This is a genomic window from Microbacterium sp. NPDC089188 (assembly GCF_040685155.1).
Classification (GTDB): domain Bacteria; phylum Actinomycetota; class Actinomycetes; order Actinomycetales; family Microbacteriaceae; genus Microbacterium; species Microbacterium galbum.
This window is the reverse complement of sequence record NZ_JBFBHH010000003.1, coordinates 52,406-75,496: the sequence shown is the minus strand read 5'-3', so window position 1 is coordinate 75,496 and position 23,091 is coordinate 52,406. Positions and strand designations below refer to the sequence as shown.

Here is a 23,091-nt window from a genome sequence, read left to right as displayed (position 1 = left end):
CAGCGGCGTCCGAGCCGAGGCCTGCCGTGTCAGAGGACGTCGCCGCGGCCGGTGAGCTTGAGGGCGTCGACGACGCCCTTCACGCGCTGCGCGTTCTCGCTCGTGGTCACCAGGAGCGCGTCCGGGGTGTCGACCACGACGATGTCGCGCACGCCGATGAGGCTGATCACGCGCTTGGTCTGCGAGACGACGATGCCGCTGGAGGCGTCGGAGAGCACGCGGGCGTCCTCACCGAGGATCGCCAGCTCGTTGCGGCCGCCCGAGGAGTTGAGTTTCGACAGGCTCGCGAAGTCCCCCACGTCGTCCCAATCGAAGTGCCCCGGGATGACCGCCAGGCGCCCCTTCTCGGCGGCCGGCTCGGCGACGGAGTAGTCGATGGCGATCTTCTTCAGTCCCGGCCAGATGCGGTCGACCGCGGGGCCGCGACGATCGCGGTCGTCCCACGCCTCGGCGAGCTCGAGCAGCCCCGCATGCAGCTCGGGCTCGTTTACGGCGAGCTCGGCGAGCAGCACGTCGGCGCGGGTGATGAACATGCCCGCGTTCCAGAGGTACGCGCGGTCCGAGAAGTACTCCTTCGCGGTGTCGAGGTCGGGCTTCTCGACGAAGCGCTCGACCATGTACGCCTCGGGGGCGTCGTCGACGATGAGCTCGTCGGACTGCTTGATGTAGCCGAAGCCGACGGAGGGCTCGCTCGGCTGGATGCCGATGGTGCAGATGTATCCGGCCCGTGCGACGGCCACGGCCTGACGAACGGCGAAGTCGAACTGACGGGTCTGGCGGATGACGTGGTCGGCGGCGAACGAGCCGATGATGACGTCGGGCTCGCGGCGCACTAGGATGGCGGCGGCGAGACCGATCGCCGCGGAGGAGTCGCGCGGCTCCGATTCGAGGAAGACGTTGTGGTCGGGGACGCCGGGGAGCTCCCGTTCGACGGCCGCGCGGTGGGCACGGCCCGTCACGACGGCGATGCGGTCGGCACCCGAGAGCGGGGCGAGGCGATCCCACGTGTCGCGCAGCAGCGTCTGGCCCGACCCGGTGAGGTCGTGGAGGAACTTGGGGGCGTCGGCGCGCGACAGCGGCCACAGGCGGCTGCCGATCCCACCGGCGGGGATCACGGCGTAGAAGTCGTCGATAGCGATGTCGGCCATGGCTCCGACCCTACTGCCCGCGCGCACGCGCGCTTTTCCGCGCGGTGACGGGTGATCGACGGCACCGGAACGCGGCGTCGGCGGCATCCGAAGATATCTCGATGTCGAGAGAGTCTTAGGCGGCCCTAATCCCCGCCGTTCATAGGCCGGACGTAGTATTCGATGGCGCCCGTGTGACGCTCGGACCCGCGTGGGTCCCACACCGTGTTCGATCAGGGAGGACGACCGTGTCAGCACCAGCACGTGCCACGCCGTCGGTGAAAGAGACCACTTCGAAGAGGCCTCGCGGCACTCTCTACCGCGGCCGTGAGGGCATGTGGTCGTGGGTCCTTCACCGCATCACCGGCGTGGCGATCTTCTTCTTCCTCCTCGTGCACATCCTCGACACGGCGCTCATCCGGGTCTCGCCCGAGGCGTACGACGCCGTCATCGGCACCTACAAGAACCCGGTCATGGGTCTCGGCGAGGTGGCCCTGGTCGGCGCGATCGCGTACCACGCGTTCAACGGCCTGCGCATCATCCTGGTCGACTTCTGGCCGTGGGCCACGCGCCACCAGCGCCAGCTGTGGTGGGGCGTGCTCGGTCTCTGGGTCGTCACCATGCTCGGGTTCACCCCGCGCCACCTGATCAACGTCTTCAGCGCCGTCACCGGGAGCCACTGATGTCCGTCGCCCAAGAAGCCGCCACGATCCCCGCGCCCCGCACGCCCTCCGTGCGCAAGAAGGGCACCAATCTCGAGAAGTGGGGCTGGATCTACATGCGCGCCTCCGGCGTGCTGCTGATCGTCCTGATCTTCGGCCACCTCTTCGTCAACCTCATGACGGGCGAGGGCATCCACCAGATCGACTTCGCGTTCGTCGCGGGCAAGCTCGCCTCGCCGTTCTGGCAGTGGTGGGACGTGCTGATGCTCTGGCTGGCCCTCATCCACGGCGCCAACGGCATGCGCACGATCGTGAACGACTACGTCACGAACGCCCGCATCCGCACGATTCTCGTGGGCTCGCTGTGGGTGTCGGCCGGGTTCCTCATCCTGCTCGGCACGCTCGTCGTCTTCACCTTCGACCCCTGCCTCGGCGTGACCGAGAGCAGCTCCCTGTGGGACGTGTGCCAGGCGGCCTGAGCCGACGGCATCCCTTCTTTCCCCTGACAGCAGAGGTATCGCACACGTGAGCACTCAGACCAGCTCGGACTCGATCGTCAAAGACGGCGTCCACTACCACCAGTTCGACGTCGTCATCGTCGGCGCGGGCGGCGCAGGAATGCGCGCGGCCATCGAGGCCGGCCCCGGCGCGAAGACCGCCGTCATCTCGAAGCTCTACCCCACGCGCTCGCACACCGGTGCGGCGCAGGGCGGCATGGCGGCCGCGCTCGCGAACGTCGAAGAGGACTCCTGGGAGTGGCACACCTTCGACACCATCAAGGGCGGCGACTACCTCGTCGACCAGGATGCCGCGGAGATCCTCGCCAAAGAGGCCATCGACGCCGTCATCGACCTCGAGAACATGGGCCTGCCCTTCAACCGCACGCCCGAGGGCAAGATCGACCAGCGCCGCTTCGGCGGTCACACGGCCGACCACGGCAAGACGCCCGTGCGCCGCGCGTGCTACGCGGCCGACCGCACCGGCCACATGATCCTGCAGACGCTGTTCCAGAACTGCGTGAAGCTCGGCATCAACTTCTTCAACGAGTTCTACGTGCTCGACCTCATCACGGTGAAGGATGCCGCGGGCAAGACGCAGGTCGCCGGCGTCGTCGCCTACGACCTCGCCACCGGCGAACTGCACGTGTTCCAGTCCAAGGCCGTGGTCTTCGCCACCGGCGGCTTCGGCAAGATCTTCAAGACCACCTCCAACGCCCACACCCTCACCGGCGACGGCGTCGGCATCGTCTGGCGCAAGGGCCTGCCGCTGGAGGACATGGAGTTCTTCCAGTTCCACCCGACCGGTCTCGCCGGTCTCGGCATCCTGCTGACCGAAGGTGCCCGCGGTGAGGGCGCGATCCTGCGCAACGCCAGCGGTGAGCGCTTCATGGAGCGCTACGCCCCCACCATCAAAGACCTCGCGCCCCGCGACATCGTCGCCCGCTGCATGGTCCAGGAGGTGGCCGAGGGCCGCGGAGCAGGCCCCCACCGCGACTACGTGCTGCTGGACTGCACCCACCTGGGCGCCGAGGTGCTGGAGACCAAGCTCCCCGACATCACCGAGTTCGCCCGCACCTACCTGGGCGTCGACCCGGTCGTCGAGCCGGTCCCGGTCATGCCGACCGCGCACTACGCGATGGGCGGCATCCCGACCAACATCAAGGCCGAGGTGCTCGCCGACAACGACACGGTCGTGCCGGGCCTCTACGCGGCCGGCGAGTGCGCGTGCGTCTCGGTGCACGGCTCGAACCGCCTGGGCACCAACTCGCTGCTCGACATCAACGTCTTCGGCAAGCGCGCCGGTCGCAACGCCGTCGAGTACGTCAAGACCGCCGACTTCGTTCCGCTGCCCGAAGACCCCGCCGCCGAGGTGCGCGGCCTCATCGAGGGCCTGCGCAACAACAGCGGCACCGAGCGCATCGCGGTGCTGCGCAAGACGCTGCAGGACGAGATGGACAAGGGCGCGCAGGTGTTCCGCACGCACGAGTCCCTCGCGCACGTCATGGACGTGATCGCGGACCTCCGCGAGCGCTACAAGAACATCCACGTCGACGACAAGGGCAGGCGCTTCAACACCGACCTGCTCGAGGCCGTCGAACTGGGCTTCCTGCTCGACCTCGCCGAGGTCGTCGTCTACTCGGCGCAGAACCGCGAGGAGAGCCGCGGCGGTCACATGCGCGACGACTTCCCGACGCGCGACGACGAGAACTACATGCAGCACACCATGGCGTACCTGTCGGGCGACCCCCACTCGTCGCACCCCGCCGACCACATCGAACTCGGCTGGAAGCCCGTGGTCTTCACCAAGAACGAGGCCGGGGAGCTGCGCTACCCGCCGCTGGAGAGGAAGTACTGAGATGGCATCCACCGTCATCGAGCAGGTCGACACCTCGGAAGAGGTCGAGCAGACTCCTGAGGACACCGGCATCCAGTCGTTCCTCGTCACCTTCAACATCCGCCGCTTCGACCCCGAGGTCGACGACGAGCCCCGCTGGGTCGACTACGACGTGGAGTTGTACTCCACCGACCGCGTGCTCGACGCCCTGCACAAGATCAAGTGGGAGGTCGACGGCTCGCTGTCGTTCCGCCGCTCGTGCGCGCACGGCATCTGCGGTTCGGATGCCATGCGCATCAACGGTCGCAACCGCCTCGCCTGCAAGACCCTAATCAAGGATCTCGACATCTCGCAGCCGATCTACGTCGAGGCGATCAAGGGTCTCCCCCTCGAGAAGGACCTCATCGTCGACATGGAGCCGTTCTTCGCCTCCTACCGCGAGGTGCAGCCCTTCCTGATCTCGAACTCGAAGCCCGAGGCGGGCAAGGAGCGGGTGCAGTCGATCGTCGACCGCGAGGTCTTCGACGACACCACGAAGTGCATCCTGTGCGCCGCGTGCACCTCGTCGTGCCCCGTGTTCTGGACCGACGGGCAGTACTTCGGCCCCGCTGCGATCGTCAACGCGCACCGCTTCATCTTCGACTCGCGCGACGACGCAGGCGACGTGCGCCTCGACATCCTCAACGACAAAGAGGGCGTGTGGCGCTGCCGCACCACCTTCAACTGCACCGAGGCGTGCCCCCGTGGCATCGAGGTCACCAAGGCCATCGCCGAGGTCAAGCAGGCCGTCCTCCGCGGCGGTCGCTGACCCCTCCCCTCTCGAACGGCGGGTGCGCGCAGGCGGACCCGCCGTTCGGCGTTCGCGGCGACCCTCTCTCGCGTGAGTCGCCGGAAATCGTCGCGTCGATGCCCGCGGAAGCGACAGATCCCGGCGACTCACGCAGGGGCGGGCGGATGCCGTGGCCCGGGGGACGCCGAGGCCTCGGCATCCATTCATTAGGCTCGACGGGTGACCGAGACGCACGCCGACCCGCGACCGCTGCCCGCGGTGCGCGACGACGACCCGTCCCTGCGCAACAGGTTCGAAGCGGCGCAGGTCGCGGTGCGGGAGCGGCTGGATCAGCCGATCGCGCGCGCGGCGAAGATCGCGCAGTGGTTCCCGATCCGGGTGTGGCGGCACTTCCTGCGGCACAACGGGTTCCTGCTCGCCGCGGGGATGAGCTACCAGGGACTCTTCGCGGTGTTCTCGGCGCTCTATCTCGCGTTCGCGGGCGTGGGGATCTGGCTGGGCGGCAGCACCGCAGCGATCGACGGTCTCATCCGCATCATCAACAGCTACATCCCGGGCCTGATCAGCAAGAACGGCCTCGTCGACCGCGACCAGGTCGAGGCCGTCGCCCAGGAGAGCGGACGTCTGCTGACCATCACCGGCATCGTGGCCGTCGTCGTGGTCGTGTGGACCGCGATCGGGTTCGTCACGTTCACCCGGCGCGCCGTGCGCGACACCTTCGGCCTGCCCTTCGACCTGCGCAACTACGTCATGCTCAAGGCGCGTGACTTCGTGGCATCCGTGCTCTTCGGGGTCTCTCTGCTCGTGGGTGCCCTGCTGGGGTCGGTCACGACCGGTGCCGTCGACCTGATCTTCGGCCTCATCGGCTGGGACCGCGAAACCCTCGGTTGGTCGATCGGCGCACGTCTGGTGTCGCTCGTCGTCGCGTTCGGCATCAACACGGTGGCGCTCGCCTCGCTGTTCCGTTTCCTGACGGGGACGACGCTGTCGTGGCGCCGCGCCTGGCCGGGAGCCGTCGTCGGGGCGACGGGCATCGTGGTGCTGCAGGTCGGCGCCGGGTTCCTGTTCGTGTACACGCCGTCGAACCCGCTCCTGGCGACCTTCACAGTGCTCATCGGCTTCCTGCTGTGGTTCCGGTTCATCGGCATCGTCATCCTCGTGTCGGCCGCCTGGATCGCCGTGGCCGCGGGCGACCGCGACGTCCCTCTGCGCTCCCCCGAGGACCGCCGGGCGATGGAGCAGGCGGCGCTCGTCATCGCCGCGCAGGTGGGGGTGCGCGAGGCGGAGAAGGCGCTGGCGCTGGCGCGCTGGCCCTGGCGATGGCGCGCACGCCGACGGCTCGCGGCGGCCGAGAAGGTGCTCGCCCGCGCCGAGGCCGACGTGCCGGCCCCACGGCGCACGACGCTCGTCCTCGACTGAGGACCGCGGGCGGCTGTCCAGCCCGGAGGGATGTCGGAGGTCGCGGTTAGGCTCGTCGGGTGGCTCGTTCCGTGCGTATCGTCTCCGTCAACGTCAATGGCATCCGTGCCGCCGTCCGCAAGGGCATGGTCGAGTGGCTCGACGCCTCCGGCGCCGACATCGTCACCCTGCAAGAGGTCCGCGCCTCCGCCGAGCAGCTCGCCGAGGCCCTTCCCGGCTGGGAGATCGTCAACGACGAGGCGCTCGCGAAGGGGCGCGCCGGCGTCGCGATCATCAGCCGCCTCCCCGGCGTCGAGACCCGCACGCACCTCGGTCCCGAGCCGCTCGACGCGTCGGGCCGCTGGATCGAGACCGACTTCGACATCGACGGCGAGACCCTCACCATCGTCAGCGCCTACGTGCACAGCGGCGAGGTCGACACCCCGAAGCAAGACGCCAAGTGGTTGTTCCTGGATGCCATGGAGCAGCGCCTCGCCGCGCTGAAGGCCGAGCGCGAACTGGCTCTCGTCACCGGCGACCTGAATGTCGGCCACCGCGAGCTCGACATCAAGAACTGGCGGGGCAACCGCAAGAACGCCGGCTTCCTCCCGCGCGAGCGTGCGTACTTCGATCGCTTCTTCGGCCCCGCGGGCGAGCAGGTCGAGGGCGTCGACGGCTCGACCGGCACGGGCCTGGGCTGGGTCGACGTCGGCCGCCGCGTCATGGGCGAGGTCGACGGTCCGTACACGTTCTGGTCGATGCGGGGGAAGGCGTTCGACACCGACAGCGGCTGGCGCATCGATTACCACGTCGCCACCCCTGAGCTCGCCGAGCGGGTCACGGCGTACCGCGTCGACCGCGCGCCGTCGTACGACACGCGATGGAGCGACCACTCCCCCGTCGTCGTGGACTACACGCTCGGGCGCTGAGCCGGCGACCACCGCCGCGCGGCGCGCCGCCTAGGATCGTACGGTGACCACCGAGCGCCTCTACTCCGGAATGCAGCCCTCCGCCGACAGCCTCCAGATCGGCAACTACATCGGGGCCCTGCTGCAGTGGCGCGACCTGCAGGATCAGTACGACGCGTTCTTCTCCGTCGTCGACCTGCACGCCCTCACCCAGCCCGGCGACCCCGCCGAGCGTCGGGAGAAGACCCGCCGCACCGCCGCCCAGTACATCGCCGCGGGCATCGAGCCCTCCCGCTCGACGCTGTACGTGCAGTCGCACGTGCCCGCCCACGCAGAGCTGCAGTGGGTGCTCTCGACCCTCACCGGCTTCGGCGAGGCCGGACGCATGACGCAGTTCAAGGACAAGTCGGCGCGCTACGGCACGGATGCCACCAACGTCGGCCTCTTCACCTATCCGGTGCTGATGGCCGCCGACATCCTGCTCTACCAGACCGACGTCGTGCCCGTCGGCGACGACCAGAAGCAGCACATCGAGCTCACGCGCGACCTCGCCGAGCGCTTCAACCAGCGCTTCGGCGAGACCTTCACGATTCCCAAGCCCGTGATCCGACGCGAGACCGCCCGCATCTACGACCTGCAGAACCCGACCTCGAAGATGTCGAAGTCGGCCGAGTCCGACGCGGGCGTGCTGTGGCTGCTCGACGACCCCAAGGTCAGCGCGAAGAAGATCATGCGCGCCGTCACCGACTCCGAGGGTGCGGTGCGCTTCGACCGCGACGAGAAGCCGGGCGTCTCGAATCTGCTCGTGATCTACTCGGCTCTGACCGGCCGCGAGATCACCGCGATCGAGGACGAGTACGCCGGCCGCGGGTACGGCGACTTCAAGAAGGGCCTGGCCGAGGTGGTCGTGAACGAGTTCGAGCCGGTGCGCACGCGCGCCCTCGAGCTGCTCGACGACCCCGCCGAGCTCGACCGCGTGCTGGCCGTCAACGCCGGGAAGGCGGCATCCGTCGCCGAGAAGACCCTCTCCGACGTGTACGACCGCATCGGCCTGCTCCGCCGCGGCTGATCCGTTCCGTTCGACGCCCGTGCGACTCTCCGCGAGTCGTGCGGGCGTCGTCGTTCCGCCCGGGTGCTGCCGCCTCGGGCGAGCTGCCGCACGACGACGACCCCCCGCCGCGGTCGTGGGCGGTGCTCGGCTAGGGCGCAAGGCCCGTCCCCGATGTCGGAGGTGCGTGGCAGCATGGGCGCATGCCGGAGATGCCTGAGGTCGAGGGGCTCGTCGAGTTCCTGCGCGATCGCGTCACGGGGCTGCGCATCGACAAGGCCACCGTGTCGGCGATCAACGCGCTCAAGACGTTCGACCCGCCGCTGTCGGCGCTCGTGGGCTCCGCAGTGATCGACGCCCGGCGGCACGGCAAGTTCGTCGACCTCACGACCGATGCCGGCATCCACCTCGTCTTCCATCTCGCCAAGGCGGGATGGCTGCGGTGGTACGACACGCTTCCGGCGACGATCATCAAGCCCGGCAAGACCCCGATCGCCCTGCGCGTCGGCTTCGACGACGGGTCGGGCTTCGACCTCACCGAGGCGGGCACGAAGAAGTCGCTGGCCGTGTACGCGGTCCGCTCCCCCGACGACGTCCCGGGTATCGCCCGCCTCGGCCCCGACCCGCTGAGCGAAGGCTTCGACCGCCAGGCCTTCGGCGCGCTCCTCATCGGCCGCCGCACGCAGATCAAGGGCGTGCTGCGCGACCAGTCGGTCATCGCGGGCGTCGGCAATGCGTACTCCGACGAGATCCTGCACGCGGCGAAGATGTCGCCCTATGCGCTCGCGGCGACCCTCGCGGACGACGAGGTCGATCGCCTGTTCTCCGCGATGACGACGACGCTCACAGAAGCGGTCGAGGCCGCGCGCGGCAAGCCGCCCGCCGAATTGAAGGATGCCAAGCGGCGGGGCATGCGCGTGCACGGGCGGCGCGGCGAGGCGTGCCCCGTGTGCGGCGACGAGGTGCGCAGCGTCTTCTTCGCCGACAACTCGCTCGAGTACTGCCCCACCTGTCAGACCGGCGGCAAACTGCTGGCCGACCGGCGGTTGTCGCGCCTGCTGAAGTGAGACCGCGGCGCGAGGGCCGCCGACCGACCGGAGCGCACGCGCGGGCGCGTTGCCACTCCGGGGCCTTCCACGACGCTGCCCGTGCGCGCAACGCCGGTGCCACCGCGATCGAGGCCCGCATCCGCCCCGTCATCGCCGCGCGGGATACCGGAAAACGTCGTCAGAAGTCGGGGAATGAAACCGCAAACCCCGCGTTGACTACACTTCGAAGAGCAAACAACGTGCTCCGGGGTCGGTGAGAATCCGAACCGGCGGTGATAGTCCGCGAACCCTTCCGCCCATGGCGGTGGGGCCGATCCGGTGGAATTCCGGGACCGACGGTGATGCGGGGGTCTCCCCTCGCTAGTCCGGATAGGAGGCAGCACGGACGGCGCGTCGCGCCTTCCCGCTGGCCCTGCCCCGACGGCGCGGGAAGGACAGGGAAATGGCATCCGCCGTCGAGATCGACGCCATGCGGCGAGCGCTGCAGCTCGCCCGGCGCGGCCCGCGCGGGCTCAACCCGCAGGTGGGCGCCGTCATCCTGTCCCCCGCCGGCGAGATCCTCGCGGAGGGCTTCCATCGCGGCGCCGGCACGGCGCACGCCGAAGTCGACGCCCTCTCCCAGCTCGCGCCCGGCGCCGCCCGCGGCGCCACCGCCGTCGTGACCCTCGAGCCGTGCAATCACACCGGTCGCACCGGTCCGTGCGCCCTCGCTCTCATCGAGGCGGGCGTCGCTCGCGTGGTCTACGCGCTCGACGACCCGACCGATGCCGCGTCCGGAGGAGCCGACCGGCTGCGTACGGCCGGCGTCGACGTCGAGTCGGGACCCGAGGCGGATGCCGCACAGGCGCTCGTGCGCGATTGGACCCACCTGCAGCGCACCGGCCGCCCGCGCGTCACGGTCAAGTGGGCCCAGAGCCTCGACGGCCGCGCCGCGGCCGACGACGGCACGAGCCAGTGGATCACCGGGCCCGACGCCCGCCGCGACGTGCACGCCCGCCGCGCGGCGGCCGACGCGATCGTCGCCGGAACCGGCACCGTGCGCACCGACGACCCCGCCCTGACCGCCCGGGACGACGACGGTTCGCTCCTCGCGGATCAGCCGATGCCGGTCATCATCGGTGAGAGTGAGACGGCACCGGATGCGGCCGTGCGCCGCCATCCGCGAGACCCCTTGTTCTACACGACGCACGATCTGCACGCGGTGCTCGCCGATCTCGCCGAGCGGGGCGTGCAGCGCGTCTTCGTCGAGGGCGGACCGACCCTCGCGAGCGCGTTCGTGCGCGAGGGTCTCGTCGATGAACTGCTCGTCTACGTCGCCCCCGTGCTGCTCGGCGGCTCGCGCCTGGCGCTGGGCGATGTGGGAGTGCCGAGCATCGGCGCGGCCAAACGGCTGGTGGTGGCATCCGTCACTCCCCTCGGCGACGATCTGCTCATCGTCGCCCGCCCGGCCGAGGCCGGACCCCGAAGCCCCGAGACTGTGCCCGCGGCCGCGGGCGAGAACGAAGGAGACGCCTGATGTTCACCGGAATCGTCGAAGAGATCGGCGCCGTCACCGCCGTCGAGCCGTCGGGCGACGGCGTGCGTCTGACACTGCGCGCCCCCCTGTCGGTGTCGGACGCCGGTCACGGCGACTCGATCTCGGTCAGCGGCGTGTGCCTCACCGTCGTCGACCAGGGCGACGACTGGTTCACCGCCGATGTGATGAAGCAGACCCTCGACATGTCGACCCTCGCCGATGTGGCCCCCGGTCGCGCCGTGAACCTCGAACGGGCCACCGCCGCCCACGGTCGCCTGGGCGGGCACATCGTGCAGGGCCACATCGACGGCACGGGCGTCGTGCGCGAGGTGCGACCCGGCGCGCAGTGGAGCGTCGTACGCATCGGCATCCCGGCCCCCCTCGCCCCGCTCGTCGTCGACAAGGGCTCGATCGCGATCGACGGCGTCTCGCTGACCGTCAGCGCCGTGAGCGCAGCCTCCGAGCCCGAGCCGTGGCTGGAGGTCTCGCTCATCCCCGAGACCCTCGAGGCCACGACCCTCGGACGCGCCGAGGCCGGAACGCCCGTCAACCTCGAGACCGACATCCTGGCCCGTCATGTGCAGCGCATGCTCGCCTTCCGCACGACAGAGAACCCCGCGGCGACCGCCGCACAGACCGAGAGGGGCTCCGAATGAGCCTGTCCACCATCCCCGAGGCCCTGGAGGCTCTCCGTCAGGGCCGACCGATCCTGGTCGCCGACGACGAGAACCGCGAGAACGAGGGCGACGTCATCATCTCGGCCCAGCTCGCGACACCCGAGTGGCTCGCCTGGACCGTCCGCTGGTCGAGCGGCTACGTCTGCGCGCCCATGCCCGCCGAGTGGGCCGACCGCCTCGACCTGCCCCCGATGGTCGAGGTCAACCAGGACGCCCGCGGCACCGCCTACACGGTCAGCGTCGACGCGGCATCCGGGGTCACCACCGGCATCAGCGCCGCCGACCGCGCGCGCACCCTCAACGTGCTCGCTGCACCCGACTCCGAGCCGTCGAGCCTGATCCGGCCCGGACACGTGCTCCCCCTGCGCGCGGTGGACGGCGGCGTGCGCGAGCGCGCGGGGCACACGGAGGCCGCCGTCGATCTCATGCGCCTCGCGGGGCTCGAGCCCGTCGGTGCGATCGCCGAGGTCGTCGCCGAGGACGGCAGCATGATGCGCCTGCCCGGACTGTTCGAGCTCGGCGAGCGCGACGGCATCCCGGTGATCACGATCGAGCAGCTCATCGCCCACCTGAACGACACCGACCCGCTGCCCGCCACGGCGGCGCCGAGGCGTCGCGTGAGCCTGCGCGCCGAATCCAATGTGCCCACCTCGCACGGCACGTTCCGCTTCCTCGCGTACAAGGACCGCGTCACCGGCACCGACCACCTGGCTGTCGTCTCGGGCGACCTGACCGAAGAGGCGCCCCTCGTGCGCGTGCACTCGGAGTGCCTGACCGGCGAGGCGTTCGACTCGCTGAAGTGCGAGTGCGGACCGCAGCTCGAGGCGGCACTCGACACGATCGATCGCGACGGCGGCATCGTCATCTACATGCGCGGTCACGAGGGCCGCGGCATCGGCCTCATCAACAAGCTGCGCGCGTACAACCTGCAGGAGCGCGGCATGGATACGGTGGATGCCAACCTCGCCCTGGGCCTCCCCGCCGACGCGCGCGACTACGCCGCCGCCGCCGGCATCCTGACCGACCTCGGCGTCGAGAAGGTGCGCCTGCTGACGAACAACACCGACAAGGTCGCGCAGCTGCGCGGCTTCGGCCTCGACGTCGTCGAGCAGGTCCCCCTGCTCGTGGGCGTCGGCCCCAACAACCACCAGTACCTCGAGACGAAGCGCGACCGGATGGGTCACATCATCGCCGAGGACGACCTGCGCGACGCCCTCGCGCACATGAAGGAAGAGAGCGCCTGATGGCCGGCAGTGGAGCACCCGAGACCGGCGGCGTCGACGCGTCGGGACTGAACGTCGTCGTCATCGCCGGCACGTGGCACGAGGTCATCACGAACGGCCTCATCGCCGGAGCGGAGCGCGTGCTGGACGCCACCGGCGCGACCTACCGCGTCGTGCGCGTGCCGGGTTCGTTCGAGCTGCCCGTGGCCGCCAAGGCGGCCCTCGACGCCGGGGCGGACGCCGTGGTGGCGCTGGGCGTGATCATCCGCGGCGGGACCCCGCACTTCGACTTCGTCTCGTCGGCCGCGACCGACGGACTGACGCGCGTCGCGCTCGACACGGGCAAGCCCGTCGGTTTCGGCGTGCTCACCCTCGACGACGAGCAGCAGGGGCTGGACCGCGCGGGGCTCGAGGGCTCCAAGGAGGACAAGGGCGAGGAGGCCGCGGACGCGGCGATCCGCACCGCCCTCGTGCTGCGGGAGCTGCGCGGCTGAGACGGTCTGATCACGGGCCCGGCGACCACTGCGGTCGCCGGGCCCGTTCTCGTTCGCGGGGCGGGACGGAAGTGGCTGAGCCTGTCGAAGCCAACGGGGGTCCGCGAGTCGGGGGCGGGTCCTTCGACGAGCTCAGCGACCGCGCGCGCGGGGCTCAGGGACCGCGCGCGGGGCTCACGGGCCACGCGCGGGGCTCACGGGCCACGCGTAGGGCTCACGGGCCACGCGTAGGGCTCGGTCAGGACCGCGCGCGGGGTGAGGACCGCCTTGCTGGCGGCGCACCCGCGCCGTCCCTACCCTGACGGGTATGGAGATCCTGCGGAACGTCGTCGTCCTCGTCCACCTCGTCGGCTTCGCGATCCTCTTCGGTGCCTGGGTCGTCGAGGCGGTCTCCCGGCGCGTGCGCGTGACGCCGCTGATGAACTACGCGCTCGTGATCTCCCTCATCACGGGCGTCGCTCTGTCGGCGCCGTGGGGCCTGGACCACGACCTCAATTACGCCAAAATCGGCATCAAGCTCGTCGTCCTGCTCGTGATCGGCGCGCTGCTGGGCATCGGGTCCGCACGTCAGAAGCGCACGGGCTCGCTCTCCCCCGCGATCTTCTGGCCCATCGGCATCCTGGCTCTGCTCAACGCGGGCCTCGCGGTCATCTGGCGCTGACGACTTCCGCGGTCTCGCGCGACCTGCCTGCGGGACGGGGCACGTTCAGCGCGCGCATAGACTGGAGGGTCTAGACGCCCCTCACTCGGGGACGTCGCCGGTGCCCCCGCCCGCGCGCTCTCTCACCACCACCCCCGTGACCGCTGCGTGCCACCGCTGCGCCCCACCCCGGACGCGAACGAAGAATCTTCCCGTCAGGCAGTCATGACCACGTCATCCCCCTCCACCCGTTCGGCCTCGGCCCCGGCCAATCCGCGTTCGCGCGTCATCACCGCGAGCCTCATCGGCACCACGATCGAGTTCTACGACTTCTACGCGTACGCGACCGCGGCCGTGCTCGTCTTCCCGATCCTCTTCTTCCCGACCGGCAACGAGACCACCTCGCTGCTGCTGTCGTTCAGCGTCTTCGGCGCCGCCATGGTTGCGCGTCCCCTCGGTGCCGTCGTCTTCGGCCACTTCGGCGACCGCTTCGGCCGCAAGGCGACCCTCGTGGCATCCCTGCTGACGATGGGCGTCGCGACCTTCCTCATCGGTCTGCTGCCGACCTTCAACGAGATCGGTGTGTGGGCGGCGATCCTGCTGCTCATCATGCGCCTCGCGCAGGGCTTCGCCCTCGGCGGCGAGTGGTCGGGCGCGGCGCTCGTGGCGACCGAGAACGCTCCGAAGGGCAAGCGCGCCCTGTTCGGCACGTTCCCCCAGCTGGGCGCCCCCATCGGCTTCATCATCGCCAACGGCATCTTCCTCATCATCAACTTCGCCCTGCCGCACCCCGACGGCACGGCGCAGCGCTCCGCGGAGTTCCTCGCGTGGGGCTGGCGCGTGCCGTTCCTCTTCTCGGCCGTCATGGTCATCGTGGGCCTCTGGGTGCGCCTGCGGCTCGTCGAGAGCGAGTCGTTCTCGAAGGCCGAGAAGAGCGGCGTCATCCGCAAGTTCCCGCTCGGCGAGGTCATCCGCCGCAACTGGAAGCAGCTGATCCTCGGCACGTTCATCATGCTGGCGACCTACGTGCTCTTCTACCTCATGACCAGCTTCACGCTGTCGTACGGCACCAAGCCGACCGCCGAGGGCGCGGCGGCCGCCGCGGAGAAGGCCGGAACCGCCTTCGACGCCGCCGCCTACGTTCCGGGCCTGGGCTTCGGCTACACCGACTTCGTCATCATGCAGATCATCGGCGTGGTGTTCTTCGGCGTCTTCACGATGCTGTCCGGGCCGCTCGCCGACCGCTTCGGTCGCAAGCGCCTGCTCATCGTGGTGACCGCGGCGATCATCGTGTTCGGTCTGACCTTCGCGTTCTTCCTGCTCCCGCAGGCCGACGCGACGCTGACCCACGTGTACGTGCAGGCGTTCCTCATCATCGGGTTCCTGCTCATGGGCTCGACGTTCGGCCCCATGGGTGCCGTGCTGCCCGAGCTGTTCCCCACGAACACGCGCTACACGGGTTCGGCCATCTCGTACAACGTCTCGTCGATCCTGGGCGCGGCGCTCGCACCCATCGTCGCCGTCGCGCTGTGGGCCGCCGGTGACGGCAACCCCTGGCTGGTGGGCGTCTACCTGTCGGCGATGGGTGTGCTGACCCTCGTCGCCCTCGTGCTCTCGCCCGAGACGAAGGACGTCGACTACGACGACAACATCGCCGCCGGAGCGACCGCACCGTAACGCGGAGTTCTCGACGACGGATGCCACGGGGCCTCGGCCTCGTGGCATCCGTCGTTCCCGGCGCGGGACTCCTGCTCATCCGGCACCGATGGGTCGTGACGGGCCGGAGGGGTCGCCTTCGCCGGAGGTGTGCGCCGAAGGACCGTTCCCGCCGCGATGGGCCCTCCGCCTCGTCGGCGCGGACGGGCGCAGCACTCCTCCCCGCCCGGGGCCCCACCGGGTTCTCCCCCATCACGCCTCGCGGGGGCGAAGCGCACAGCCGCGGAAGGTACGGTCGAAGTACCCCGATCCCTTTCCCGAGGATGAGCATGTCTTCACCCGCTCTCGCGCGCGGTCGGCGCGGCCGCCGCACCCCCGAAGGTCCGCGCGCGTCGTTCCGTCAGCTGCTGCCGTTCCTGCTCGAGCACAAGCGCACGCTCGCTGTGGTCGCGGGCCTCAGCGTCCTCGGGGCGGGGGCGACGCTCGCCCAGCCGCTGCTGGTCGGTCAGGTCATCACGCGCGTGCAGAACAGCATCCCGCTCGGCGCCCTCGTCTGGCTGCTGGTCGCGTTCGTCGTGCTGTCGTCGGTGATCTCGGGCTTCCAGCACTATCTGCTCCAGCGCACCGGCACCGCGGTGGTGTACTCCTCGCGGCGCCGGCTGATCGCGCGCATCCTGCGCCTGCCCATCAGCGAGTTCGACGCGCGTCGCACGGGCGACCTCGTCTCGCGCGTGGGCACCGACACCACGCTCCTGTACGCCGTGCTGACGCAGGGCTTCGCGGATGCCGTGGGCAACGCGCTGATCCTGCTCGGCGCCGTCATCGCGATGGCGTTCATCGACCCCCTGCTGCTGGTGCTCATCGTCGTGGTCGTCGGAGCGTCGCTCGGCATCGTGGTGCTCCTCAGCACGCGCATCCGCGCGGCATCCGCGATCCAGCAGGAGAAGGTCGGCGAGCTGTCGTCCGGTGTGGAGCGCGCGGTCGGGTCGGTCCGCACCATCCGCGCATCCGGCGCGACCGAGCGTGAGACCACCGCCGTGACGGAGAGCGCGACCGCCGCCTACGACGCGGGAGTGCGCATCGCCCGCGTGTCGGCGCTGATCGTGCCGATCGCCTTCGTCGCCCTGCAGGTGTCGTTGCTCGTCGTGCTCGGTGTCGGCGGGTACCGCGTGGCATCCGGGGCCATCGACGTCGCCTCGCTGGTGACGTTCGTGATCTTCCTGTTCCTGCTCGTGCAGCCGCTCGCCTCGGCGATCGGAGCCATCACGTCGGTGAACCAGGCCCTCGGCGCGCTGGGGCGCATCCAGGAGGTGCTCGACCTTCCGCTCGAAGACGACGGCGATCGACCGACGTCGGCGGCGACGGTTCCGGATGCCGCGGCGATCGCGTTCCGCGACGTGCGCTTCCGCTATCCCGACCACGTCGTCCGGGCACGGGAGGCGGCGGCGAAGGAGGCCCGATCGGTGCTCGCCGAGGTGCACCTGGACGCCGCCCCGAGCGAGGCGCCGGCTCCCGAGACCGACCGCGACGTGCTGCGCGGAGTGTCGTTCACCGTGCCGCGCGGCGCGCGCGTCGCTCTGGTCGGGCCGTCGGGGGCGGGCAAGAGCACGATCCTCTCGCTCGTCGAGCGCTTCTACGACCCCACGGACGGGGAGATCCTCGTCGACGGCATCGACGCCCGCGACCTTCCGCGCGACGACCTGCGCGCCCGCTTCGGCTACGTCGAGCAGGACGCCCCGACCCTGGCCGGAACCATCGCCGACAACCTGCGTCTGTCCTCTCCCGACGCGACCGACGCCGACTGCGAGCGCGTGCTGCAGGCCGTGAACCTCGGCGAGGTGCTCGAGCGCAACCCGCTCGGCGTCGACGCCCCCGTCGGCGAAGACGGCGTGATGCTGTCGGGCGGAGAACGTCAGCGCCTCGCGATCGCCCGTGCGCTGCTCGCCGCTCCCCCGGTCCTGCTGCTGGACGAGTCGACGTCGTCACTCGACGGCGTGAACGAACAGCGCATGCGCGAGGCGATCGACGCCGTGGCGACCGGGCGCACGCTGCTCGTCATCGCGCACCGCCTGTCGACGGTCGTGGACAGCGACCTCATCGTGGTGCTCGAGAACGGCCGCGTCGTCGGCCAGGGCACGCACAGCGAGCTGGTGGCATCCACTCCCCTGTACCGCGACCTGGCGAAGCACCAGCTGCTCGTGTGAGCAGCGGCGTGGGGCCGCGGCTCCCTCGAACGCACCGACGCCCCTCCCGCGCGCCAAGAACGGGAGGGGCGTCGATTCCAGGGCTCGCCCCGCGGCGCGGCACGGGTCAGGACCGTGCGGCGCGGCGGGCGAGCCGGTCTCAGGAGCGCTGCAGGCGGTAGCGCAGCGACGCGAGCTCGGCGCGCAGCGCGGCCGGCAGGTGCGCGCCGAAGGTGTCGTAGAACTCCTCGGTCAGCTCGGCCTCCGCCAGCCACGAGTCGCGGTCGATCGCGAACAGTTCGGCGAGGTCGGCGGCGGGCAGGTCCAGGCCCGACAGGTCGAGTTCTTCGGTGCGGGGCAGGCGTCCGATCGGGCTGTCCACGGCATCCACCTGTCCGTCGACGCGACGGATGATCCAGTCGATCACGCGGGCATTGTCGCCGAAGCCGGGCCAGAGGAAGCGGCCGTCGTCGCCCTTGCGGAACCAGTTGACCTGGAAGATGCGCGGTGCGCGGTCGAAACGCAGCTTCTCGCCGACCTTCAGCCAGTGGCCGAAGTAGTCGCCCATGTTGTAGCCGCAGAACGGGAGCATGGCGAACGGGTCGCGGCGGAGCTCCCCGACGGTGCCCTCCTGCGCGGCCGTCTTCTCGCTCGAGACGGTCGAGCCCAGGAAGACGCCGTGCGACCAATCGGTGGCCTCGAGCACGAGCGGGACGTTGGTCGCGCGGCGACCGCCGAACAGGATGACGTCGAGGGGCACGCCCTCGGGGGTCTCCCAGTCCTCCGCGATCTGCGGGCACTGCGCCGCGCCGACGGTGAAGCGCGAGTTGGGGTGGGCGGCGGGGCGGCCCGACGCGGGCGTCCAGGGGTTGCCCTCCCAGTCGGTGAGGTGCGGGGGCGCCTCGTCGGTCAGCCCCTCCCACCAGACGTCGCCGTCGGGACGCAGGGCGACGTTCGTGAAGATCGTGTTGCCCCAGAGGGTCTCGATCGCGGTGACGTTGGTGGACTCGCCGGTGCCGGGTGCGACACCGAAGAAACCGGCCTCGGGGTTGATCGCCCAGAGGCGTCCGTCCTCACCGGGGCGGATCCATGTGATGTCGTCGCCGAGCGTTTCGACGCGCCACCCCGGGATGGTCGGGCGCAGCATCGCCAGGTTGGTCTTGCCGCAGGCCGAGGGGAATGCGGCCGCGACGTGGTACGCCTTGCCCGTCGGGTCGATCACGCGGATGAGCAGCATGTGCTCGGCGAGCCAGCCCTCGTCGCGACCGATGACCGACGCGATGCGCAGGGCGAAGCACTTCTTGGCGAGGATCGCGTTGCCACCGTATCCCGACCCGAACGACCAGACCTCGAGGGTGTCGGGGAAGTGCACGATGTACTTGTCGTCGTTGCAGGGCCACGCCACATCCGCCTGGCCCGGGGCCATAGGGGCACCGACCGAGTGCACGGTCTTGACCCACGGCGCGCCCTGGGCGATCTGCTCCGTGACGGCCGTGCCGACGCGGGTCATGACGCCGATGGATGCCACGGCGTAGGCGCTGTCGGTGATCTGCACGCCGATGTGGCTGAGGGGGCCGCCGACGGCGCCCATCGAGAACGGCACCACGTACATCGTGCGACCGCGCATCGAGCCCTCGAAGACGCCGTTCAGCGTCTCGCGGATCTCGGCCGGCGCGATCCAGTTGTTGGTGGGGCCGGCGTCCTCTTCGCTCTCGGAGGCGATGTAGGTGCGCGACTCGAGGCGCGCGACGTCGCCGGGGTGCGAGCGGGCGAGGTAGGAGCCGGGGCGCCACTCGGGGTTCAGCTTGATGAGCTTGCCCTCGTCGACCATCTCGCGCAGCAGCGCGTCGTTCTCGGCGGCGGAGCCGTCGACCCAGTGGATGCGGTCGGGCTTCGTGAGGGCCGCGACCTGGTCCACCCACGCGGTGAGGGCGGCCAGGCCGGGACCGTCGACGGCCGGCTTCACGCCGTATCCGGGACGGGCGGGGGCGGCGGCGACCGCGGCGGCGCGGCCGGTGGAGCGGGAAGCGAAGATGTCGGCGAGAGCCATGTCGTTCTCCTCGGTTGAGAGCGAATTCGGTGTTCTCCCCCATCTTGAGGGCCTGGTCGCCGGTCTTTCGAGGAAGATTGCGTGTAAGAAACTCGGTTCTTTCGATATGGTCAAGGAATGGCCTCGTCCTTCGAACTCACCACGCTCGGTCACCGCATCCGCCATCATCGACTCGCGCGCGGGTACACCCTCGACGAGCTCGGCGCACTGGTGGGCGTGGCCGGCAGCCAGCTGAGCCTCATCGAGAACGGCAAGCGCGAGCCGAAGCTCTCCCTGCTGCAGGAGATCGCGCGCGCGACCGAGACCGAGGTGACCGAGCTCCTCTCCCGCGAACCTCCGAACCGTCGCGCGGCCCTGGAGATCGAGCTCGAACGGGCGCAGACCAGTCCGTTCTTCCACCAGCTCGGCATCCCGCCCGTCAAGGTCACCAAGGGCACCAGCGACGAGACCATCGAGGCAGTCCTCGGCCTGCACCGCGAACTCCTGCGGCGCGAGCGCGCGACGATCGCGAGCCCCGAGGAAGCCCGTCGCGCCAACACCGAGCTGCGTCTGCGGATGCGCGAGACCGCCAACCACCTGCCCGAGATCGAGCGCCTCGCCGAGAAGCAGCTCAAGGCGGCGGGCCACTCGACCGGCGCTCTCACCCACCGCACGGTGAGCATCATGGCCGAGCAACTGGGCTTCGAGCTCATCTACGTCGCCGACCTCCCGCACTCGGCGCGATCGGTCACCGACCTCGAGCACGGCCGCATCTATCTGCCCCCCGCGTCGATTCCAGGCGGCCACGGCCTCCGCTCCATGGCGCTGCAGGCGATGGCGCACCGGCTCCTCGGACACCGCCCTCCCACCGACTACGCCGACTTCCTCCAGCAGCGGCTCGAGATCAACTACTACGCCGCCTGCTGCCTTATGCCCGAGACCAGCGCGGTGGCGTTCCTCGCGCAGGCGAAGAAGGACCGCAACCTCGCGGTCGAGGACTTCCGCGACGCGTTCGGCGTCACCCACGAAGCCGCCGCGATGCGCATGACCAATCTGATGACCGCGCATCTCGGCATCCATCTGCACTTCCTGCGCGTCGACGGCGACGGGGCGATCTCGCGCGTGTACGAGAACGACGGACTGCCGCTGCCCACCGACGTCACGGGCAGCGTCGAAGGCCAGGTCGTGTGCAAGAAGTTCTCGGCGCGCTCCGCGTTCGCCGAGCACAACCGCACGACGGAGCACTACCAGTACACCGACACCCCCGCCGGGACCTTCTGGTGCTCGACGCAGACGGGGAGCACCAGCGACGGGGACTTCTCGATCACCGTCGGCGTGCCCTTCGACGACGCGCGGTGGTTCCGCGGTCGCGACACCGCCAAGCGCGGCGTCTCGCACTGCCCCGACGAGTCGTGCTGCCGGCGCCCCGACGCCGAGGCCGCGGAGCGCTGGCAGGGCAAGGCCTGGCCGAGCGCGCGCGTGCACCGCCACATGTTCTCACCGCTGCCGCGGGGCATGTTCCCCGGCGTCGACGACGCCGAAGTGTTCGCCTTCCTCGACCGTCACGCGGACGGCTGACGCCCCCTTCCGCCGAGTCGCCATTTCTTGTCGCTTCGCACGGCCCGGAAGCGACAAAATTTGGCGACTCGTGCGCAAGGGCGGATCGACGGATGCCACGACCCCGGGCCCTCGCGGCGCGCCGGGATCGTGGCATCGGAACGTGTTACGCGTAGGGGTTCGCCGTCAGCGTGTACTTCGTCTGCAGGTACTCGTGGATGCCCTCGTCGCCGCCCTCGCGGCCGAGGCCCGACTGCTTCCAGCCGCCGAAGGGAGCGGCGGCGTTGGAGACGACGCCGACGTTCAGGCCCATCATCCCGGTCTCGAGCTTGTCGATCATGCGCTGACCGCGCGAGAGCGACTCGGTGAAGACGTACGAGACGAGACCGTACTCGGTGTCGTTCGCGAGGCGCACGGCGTCGTCCTCGTCGTCGAAGGGGATGATCGCGAGCACCGGCCCGAAGATCTCCTCCCGGAGGATGTCGCTGCCCGGCTTCACGTCGGACACGACGGTCGGCTCGAAGAACGTGCCGGGGCCGTCGATGGGCGAACCACCGACGGTGACGGTCGCGCCGCGCTCGACGGCATCCCCCACCAGCGTCTTGGCCTTGTCGACGGCGCGGTCGTCGATCAGGGGCCCGATCTGCACGCCCTCCTCGGTGCCGCGACCGATCTTCATGCCCTGGACGCGGTCGGTGACGCGTCGGGTGAACTCCTCGACGACGCTGCGCTGCACGATGAAGCGGTTGGCGGCGGTGCAGGCCTGGCCGATGTTGCGGAACTTCGCGAGCATCGCACCCTCGACGGCCTTGTCCATGTCGGCGTCGTCGAACACGACGAAGGGGGCGTTGCCGCCGAGCTCCATCGAGGTGCGGAGCACGCCCGGGGCTGCTTGCTGCAGCAGCTTCACGCCGACCGGGGTCGAGCCGGTGAACGAGAGCTTGCGCAGGCGGGGGTCGGAGATGATGCGTTCCGACACGGGGCCGGTGTTCGTGGTGGTGACGACGTTCACGACGCCGGCGGGGAGCCCGGCATCCTGCAGGATCTGCGCGAAGAAGAGCGTCGTCAGCGGCGTGAGGGTGGCCGGCTTGATGACGACCGTGCAGCCGGCGGCGAGCGCGGGGGCGATCTTGCGGGTGGCCATCGCGAGGGGGAAGTTCCAGGGGGTGATGAGGTAGCAGGGACCCACGGGGTGCTGCGAGACGATCATGCGACCCGTGCCCTCGGGATTCGCACCGTAGCGGCCCTGGGTGTGGGCGGTGACCTCGCTGAACCAGCGGAGGAACTCCCCGCCGTAGCCGACCTCGCCGCGCGCTTCGGCGAGCGGCTTGCCCATCTCGAGCGTCATGAGCAGGGCGATGTCCTCCTTGCGCTCCTGCAGCAGGTCGAACGCCCGGCGGAGGATCTCGGCACGCTCACGCGACGGAGTGGCCGCCCACGACGGGAACGCCTCGGCCGCGGCATCCATCGCCGCGACGCCGTCGTCGATGGACGCGTCGGCGATCTCGAGCAGGACGTCACCGGTGGCGGGATCGTTCACCGCCACGGTCTTGCCGGCCTCGGCTGTGCGCCACTCCCCGTTGATCAAGAGGCCGGTGGGTACGGATGCCAGCAGTTCGCTCTCGCGCGAATCGGTCATGAATCCTCCTGGATCGGGGCGGGGTGTCCCGCCCATTCTCGTCAGCCCGCGAAGCGGTGCCGATATACGTCGTGTACAAACCGGATGACGCGGTGGCCTCGGTGGACACGCGGAGGGAGCGAACCGGCGCATGCCGCGGCACTCCGCCCGAGCGTCTCCTC

Annotated in this window: 19 protein-coding genes; 16 read left to right on the top strand and 3 right to left on the bottom strand. The window is 70.1% G+C overall.

Annotated elements, in window-relative coordinates; translation table 11 throughout:
* Positions 1 to 29: 29 nt before the first annotated feature.
* Entirely contained in the window at positions 30 to 1,148 is a 1,119-nt protein-coding gene (locus tag AB0N80_RS10275) for a mannose-1-phosphate guanylyltransferase (protein ID WP_076674157.1), read from the bottom strand.
* Between the two features lie 227 nt (positions 1,149 to 1,375).
* Between AB0N80_RS10275 and sdhC the strand changes: the two genes are divergently transcribed.
* The 15 genes from sdhC to AB0N80_RS10200 all read left to right on the top strand — a co-directional run bounded on the left by sdhC (position 1,376) and on the right by AB0N80_RS10200 (position 17,726).
* The gene (sdhC, locus tag AB0N80_RS10270) at positions 1,376 to 1,810 is read left to right on the top strand and encodes a succinate dehydrogenase, cytochrome b556 subunit (RefSeq protein WP_074615813.1); all 435 of its coding nucleotides are present in this window, start codon (positions 1,376 to 1,378) and stop codon (positions 1,808 to 1,810) included.
* Positions 1,810 to 2,268: a succinate dehydrogenase hydrophobic membrane anchor subunit gene (locus AB0N80_RS10265; protein WP_315993379.1), complete on the top strand. Its 459-nt coding sequence runs from the start codon at positions 1,810 to 1,812 to the stop codon at positions 2,266 to 2,268. The genes sdhC and AB0N80_RS10265 overlap by 1 nt, the downstream gene beginning before the upstream one ends.
* Before the next feature lie 46 nt (positions 2,269 to 2,314).
* Positions 2,315 to 4,144: a succinate dehydrogenase flavoprotein subunit gene (sdhA, locus tag AB0N80_RS10260; protein ID WP_315993380.1), complete on the top strand. Its 1,830-nt coding sequence runs from the start codon at positions 2,315 to 2,317 to the stop codon at positions 4,142 to 4,144.
* Position 4,145: 1 nt separating this feature from the next.
* On the top strand, positions 4,146 to 4,931 hold the full coding sequence (locus AB0N80_RS10255; RefSeq protein WP_116536175.1) for a succinate dehydrogenase iron-sulfur subunit: 786 nt from the start codon (positions 4,146 to 4,148) through the stop codon (positions 4,929 to 4,931).
* Between the two features lie 201 nt (positions 4,932 to 5,132).
* Positions 5,133 to 6,332, top strand: coding sequence for a YihY/virulence factor BrkB family protein (locus tag AB0N80_RS10250; protein ID WP_363393210.1), 1,200 nt, complete (start codon positions 5,133 to 5,135; stop codon positions 6,330 to 6,332).
* Positions 6,333 to 6,391: 59 nt separating this feature from the next.
* Positions 6,392 to 7,240, top strand: a complete 849-nt coding sequence (locus AB0N80_RS10245; protein WP_315993382.1) for an exodeoxyribonuclease III — start codon at positions 6,392 to 6,394, stop codon at positions 7,238 to 7,240.
* Between the two features lie 43 nt (positions 7,241 to 7,283).
* Complete coding sequence (gene trpS, locus AB0N80_RS10240; RefSeq protein WP_315993383.1) at positions 7,284 to 8,288, top strand: tryptophan--tRNA ligase; 1,005 nt, start codon at positions 7,284 to 7,286, stop codon at positions 8,286 to 8,288.
* Positions 8,289 to 8,470: 182 nt separating this feature from the next.
* A complete protein-coding gene (locus AB0N80_RS10235; protein ID WP_315993384.1) occupies positions 8,471 to 9,334 on the top strand; it encodes a DNA-formamidopyrimidine glycosylase family protein in 864 nt (287 codons plus the stop codon).
* Between the two features lie 424 nt (positions 9,335 to 9,758).
* Positions 9,759 to 10,832, top strand: coding sequence for a bifunctional diaminohydroxyphosphoribosylaminopyrimidine deaminase/5-amino-6-(5-phosphoribosylamino)uracil reductase RibD (ribD, locus tag AB0N80_RS10230; RefSeq protein ID WP_363578679.1), 1,074 nt, complete (start codon positions 9,759 to 9,761; stop codon positions 10,830 to 10,832).
* Complete coding sequence (locus tag AB0N80_RS10225) at positions 10,832 to 11,488, top strand: riboflavin synthase (protein ID WP_315993386.1); 657 nt, start codon at positions 10,832 to 10,834, stop codon at positions 11,486 to 11,488. Before ribD ends, AB0N80_RS10225 begins: the two co-directional genes overlap by 1 nt.
* Entirely contained in the window at positions 11,485 to 12,753 is a 1,269-nt protein-coding gene (ribA, locus tag AB0N80_RS10220) for a GTP cyclohydrolase II (RefSeq protein ID WP_363578678.1), read from the top strand. The genes AB0N80_RS10225 and ribA overlap by 4 nt, the downstream gene beginning before the upstream one ends.
* The gene (gene ribH, locus AB0N80_RS10215; RefSeq protein ID WP_315993388.1) at positions 12,753 to 13,226 is read left to right on the top strand and encodes a 6,7-dimethyl-8-ribityllumazine synthase; all 474 of its coding nucleotides are present in this window, start codon (positions 12,753 to 12,755) and stop codon (positions 13,224 to 13,226) included. Before ribA ends, ribH begins: the two co-directional genes overlap by 1 nt.
* A 307-nt stretch (positions 13,227 to 13,533) precedes the next feature.
* The gene (locus tag AB0N80_RS10210) at positions 13,534 to 13,887 is read left to right on the top strand and encodes a Fe-S protein (RefSeq protein ID WP_363393223.1); all 354 of its coding nucleotides are present in this window, start codon (positions 13,534 to 13,536) and stop codon (positions 13,885 to 13,887) included.
* Positions 13,888 to 14,091: 204 nt separating this feature from the next.
* Positions 14,092 to 15,543, top strand: a complete 1,452-nt coding sequence (locus AB0N80_RS10205; protein ID WP_315993390.1) for an MFS transporter — start codon at positions 14,092 to 14,094, stop codon at positions 15,541 to 15,543.
* A gap of 308 nt (positions 15,544 to 15,851) precedes the next feature.
* Positions 15,852 to 17,726 (top strand): ABC transporter ATP-binding protein, encoded by a 1,875-nt coding sequence (locus AB0N80_RS10200; protein WP_363578677.1) that lies wholly within the window; start codon positions 15,852 to 15,854, stop codon positions 17,724 to 17,726.
* A 139-nt stretch (positions 17,727 to 17,865) separates the two neighbouring features.
* On the opposite strand, the gene AB0N80_RS10195 is transcribed toward AB0N80_RS10200, so the two are convergent.
* Positions 17,866 to 19,755, bottom strand: a complete 1,890-nt coding sequence (locus AB0N80_RS10195; protein WP_363578676.1) for a phosphoenolpyruvate carboxykinase (GTP) — start codon at positions 19,753 to 19,755, stop codon at positions 17,866 to 17,868.
* A gap of 117 nt (positions 19,756 to 19,872) precedes the next feature.
* Here AB0N80_RS10195 and AB0N80_RS10190 point away from each other — a divergent pair, with 117 nt between their 5' ends.
* A complete protein-coding gene (locus AB0N80_RS10190) occupies positions 19,873 to 21,312 on the top strand; it encodes a helix-turn-helix domain-containing protein (RefSeq protein ID WP_363578675.1) in 1,440 nt (479 codons plus the stop codon).
* Between the two features lie 145 nt (positions 21,313 to 21,457).
* Here AB0N80_RS10190 and AB0N80_RS10185 read toward each other — a convergent pair whose 3' ends face one another.
* Entirely contained in the window at positions 21,458 to 22,930 is a 1,473-nt protein-coding gene (locus tag AB0N80_RS10185) for an NAD-dependent succinate-semialdehyde dehydrogenase (protein ID WP_363578674.1), read from the bottom strand.
* Positions 22,931 to 23,091: the final 161 nt, after the last annotated feature.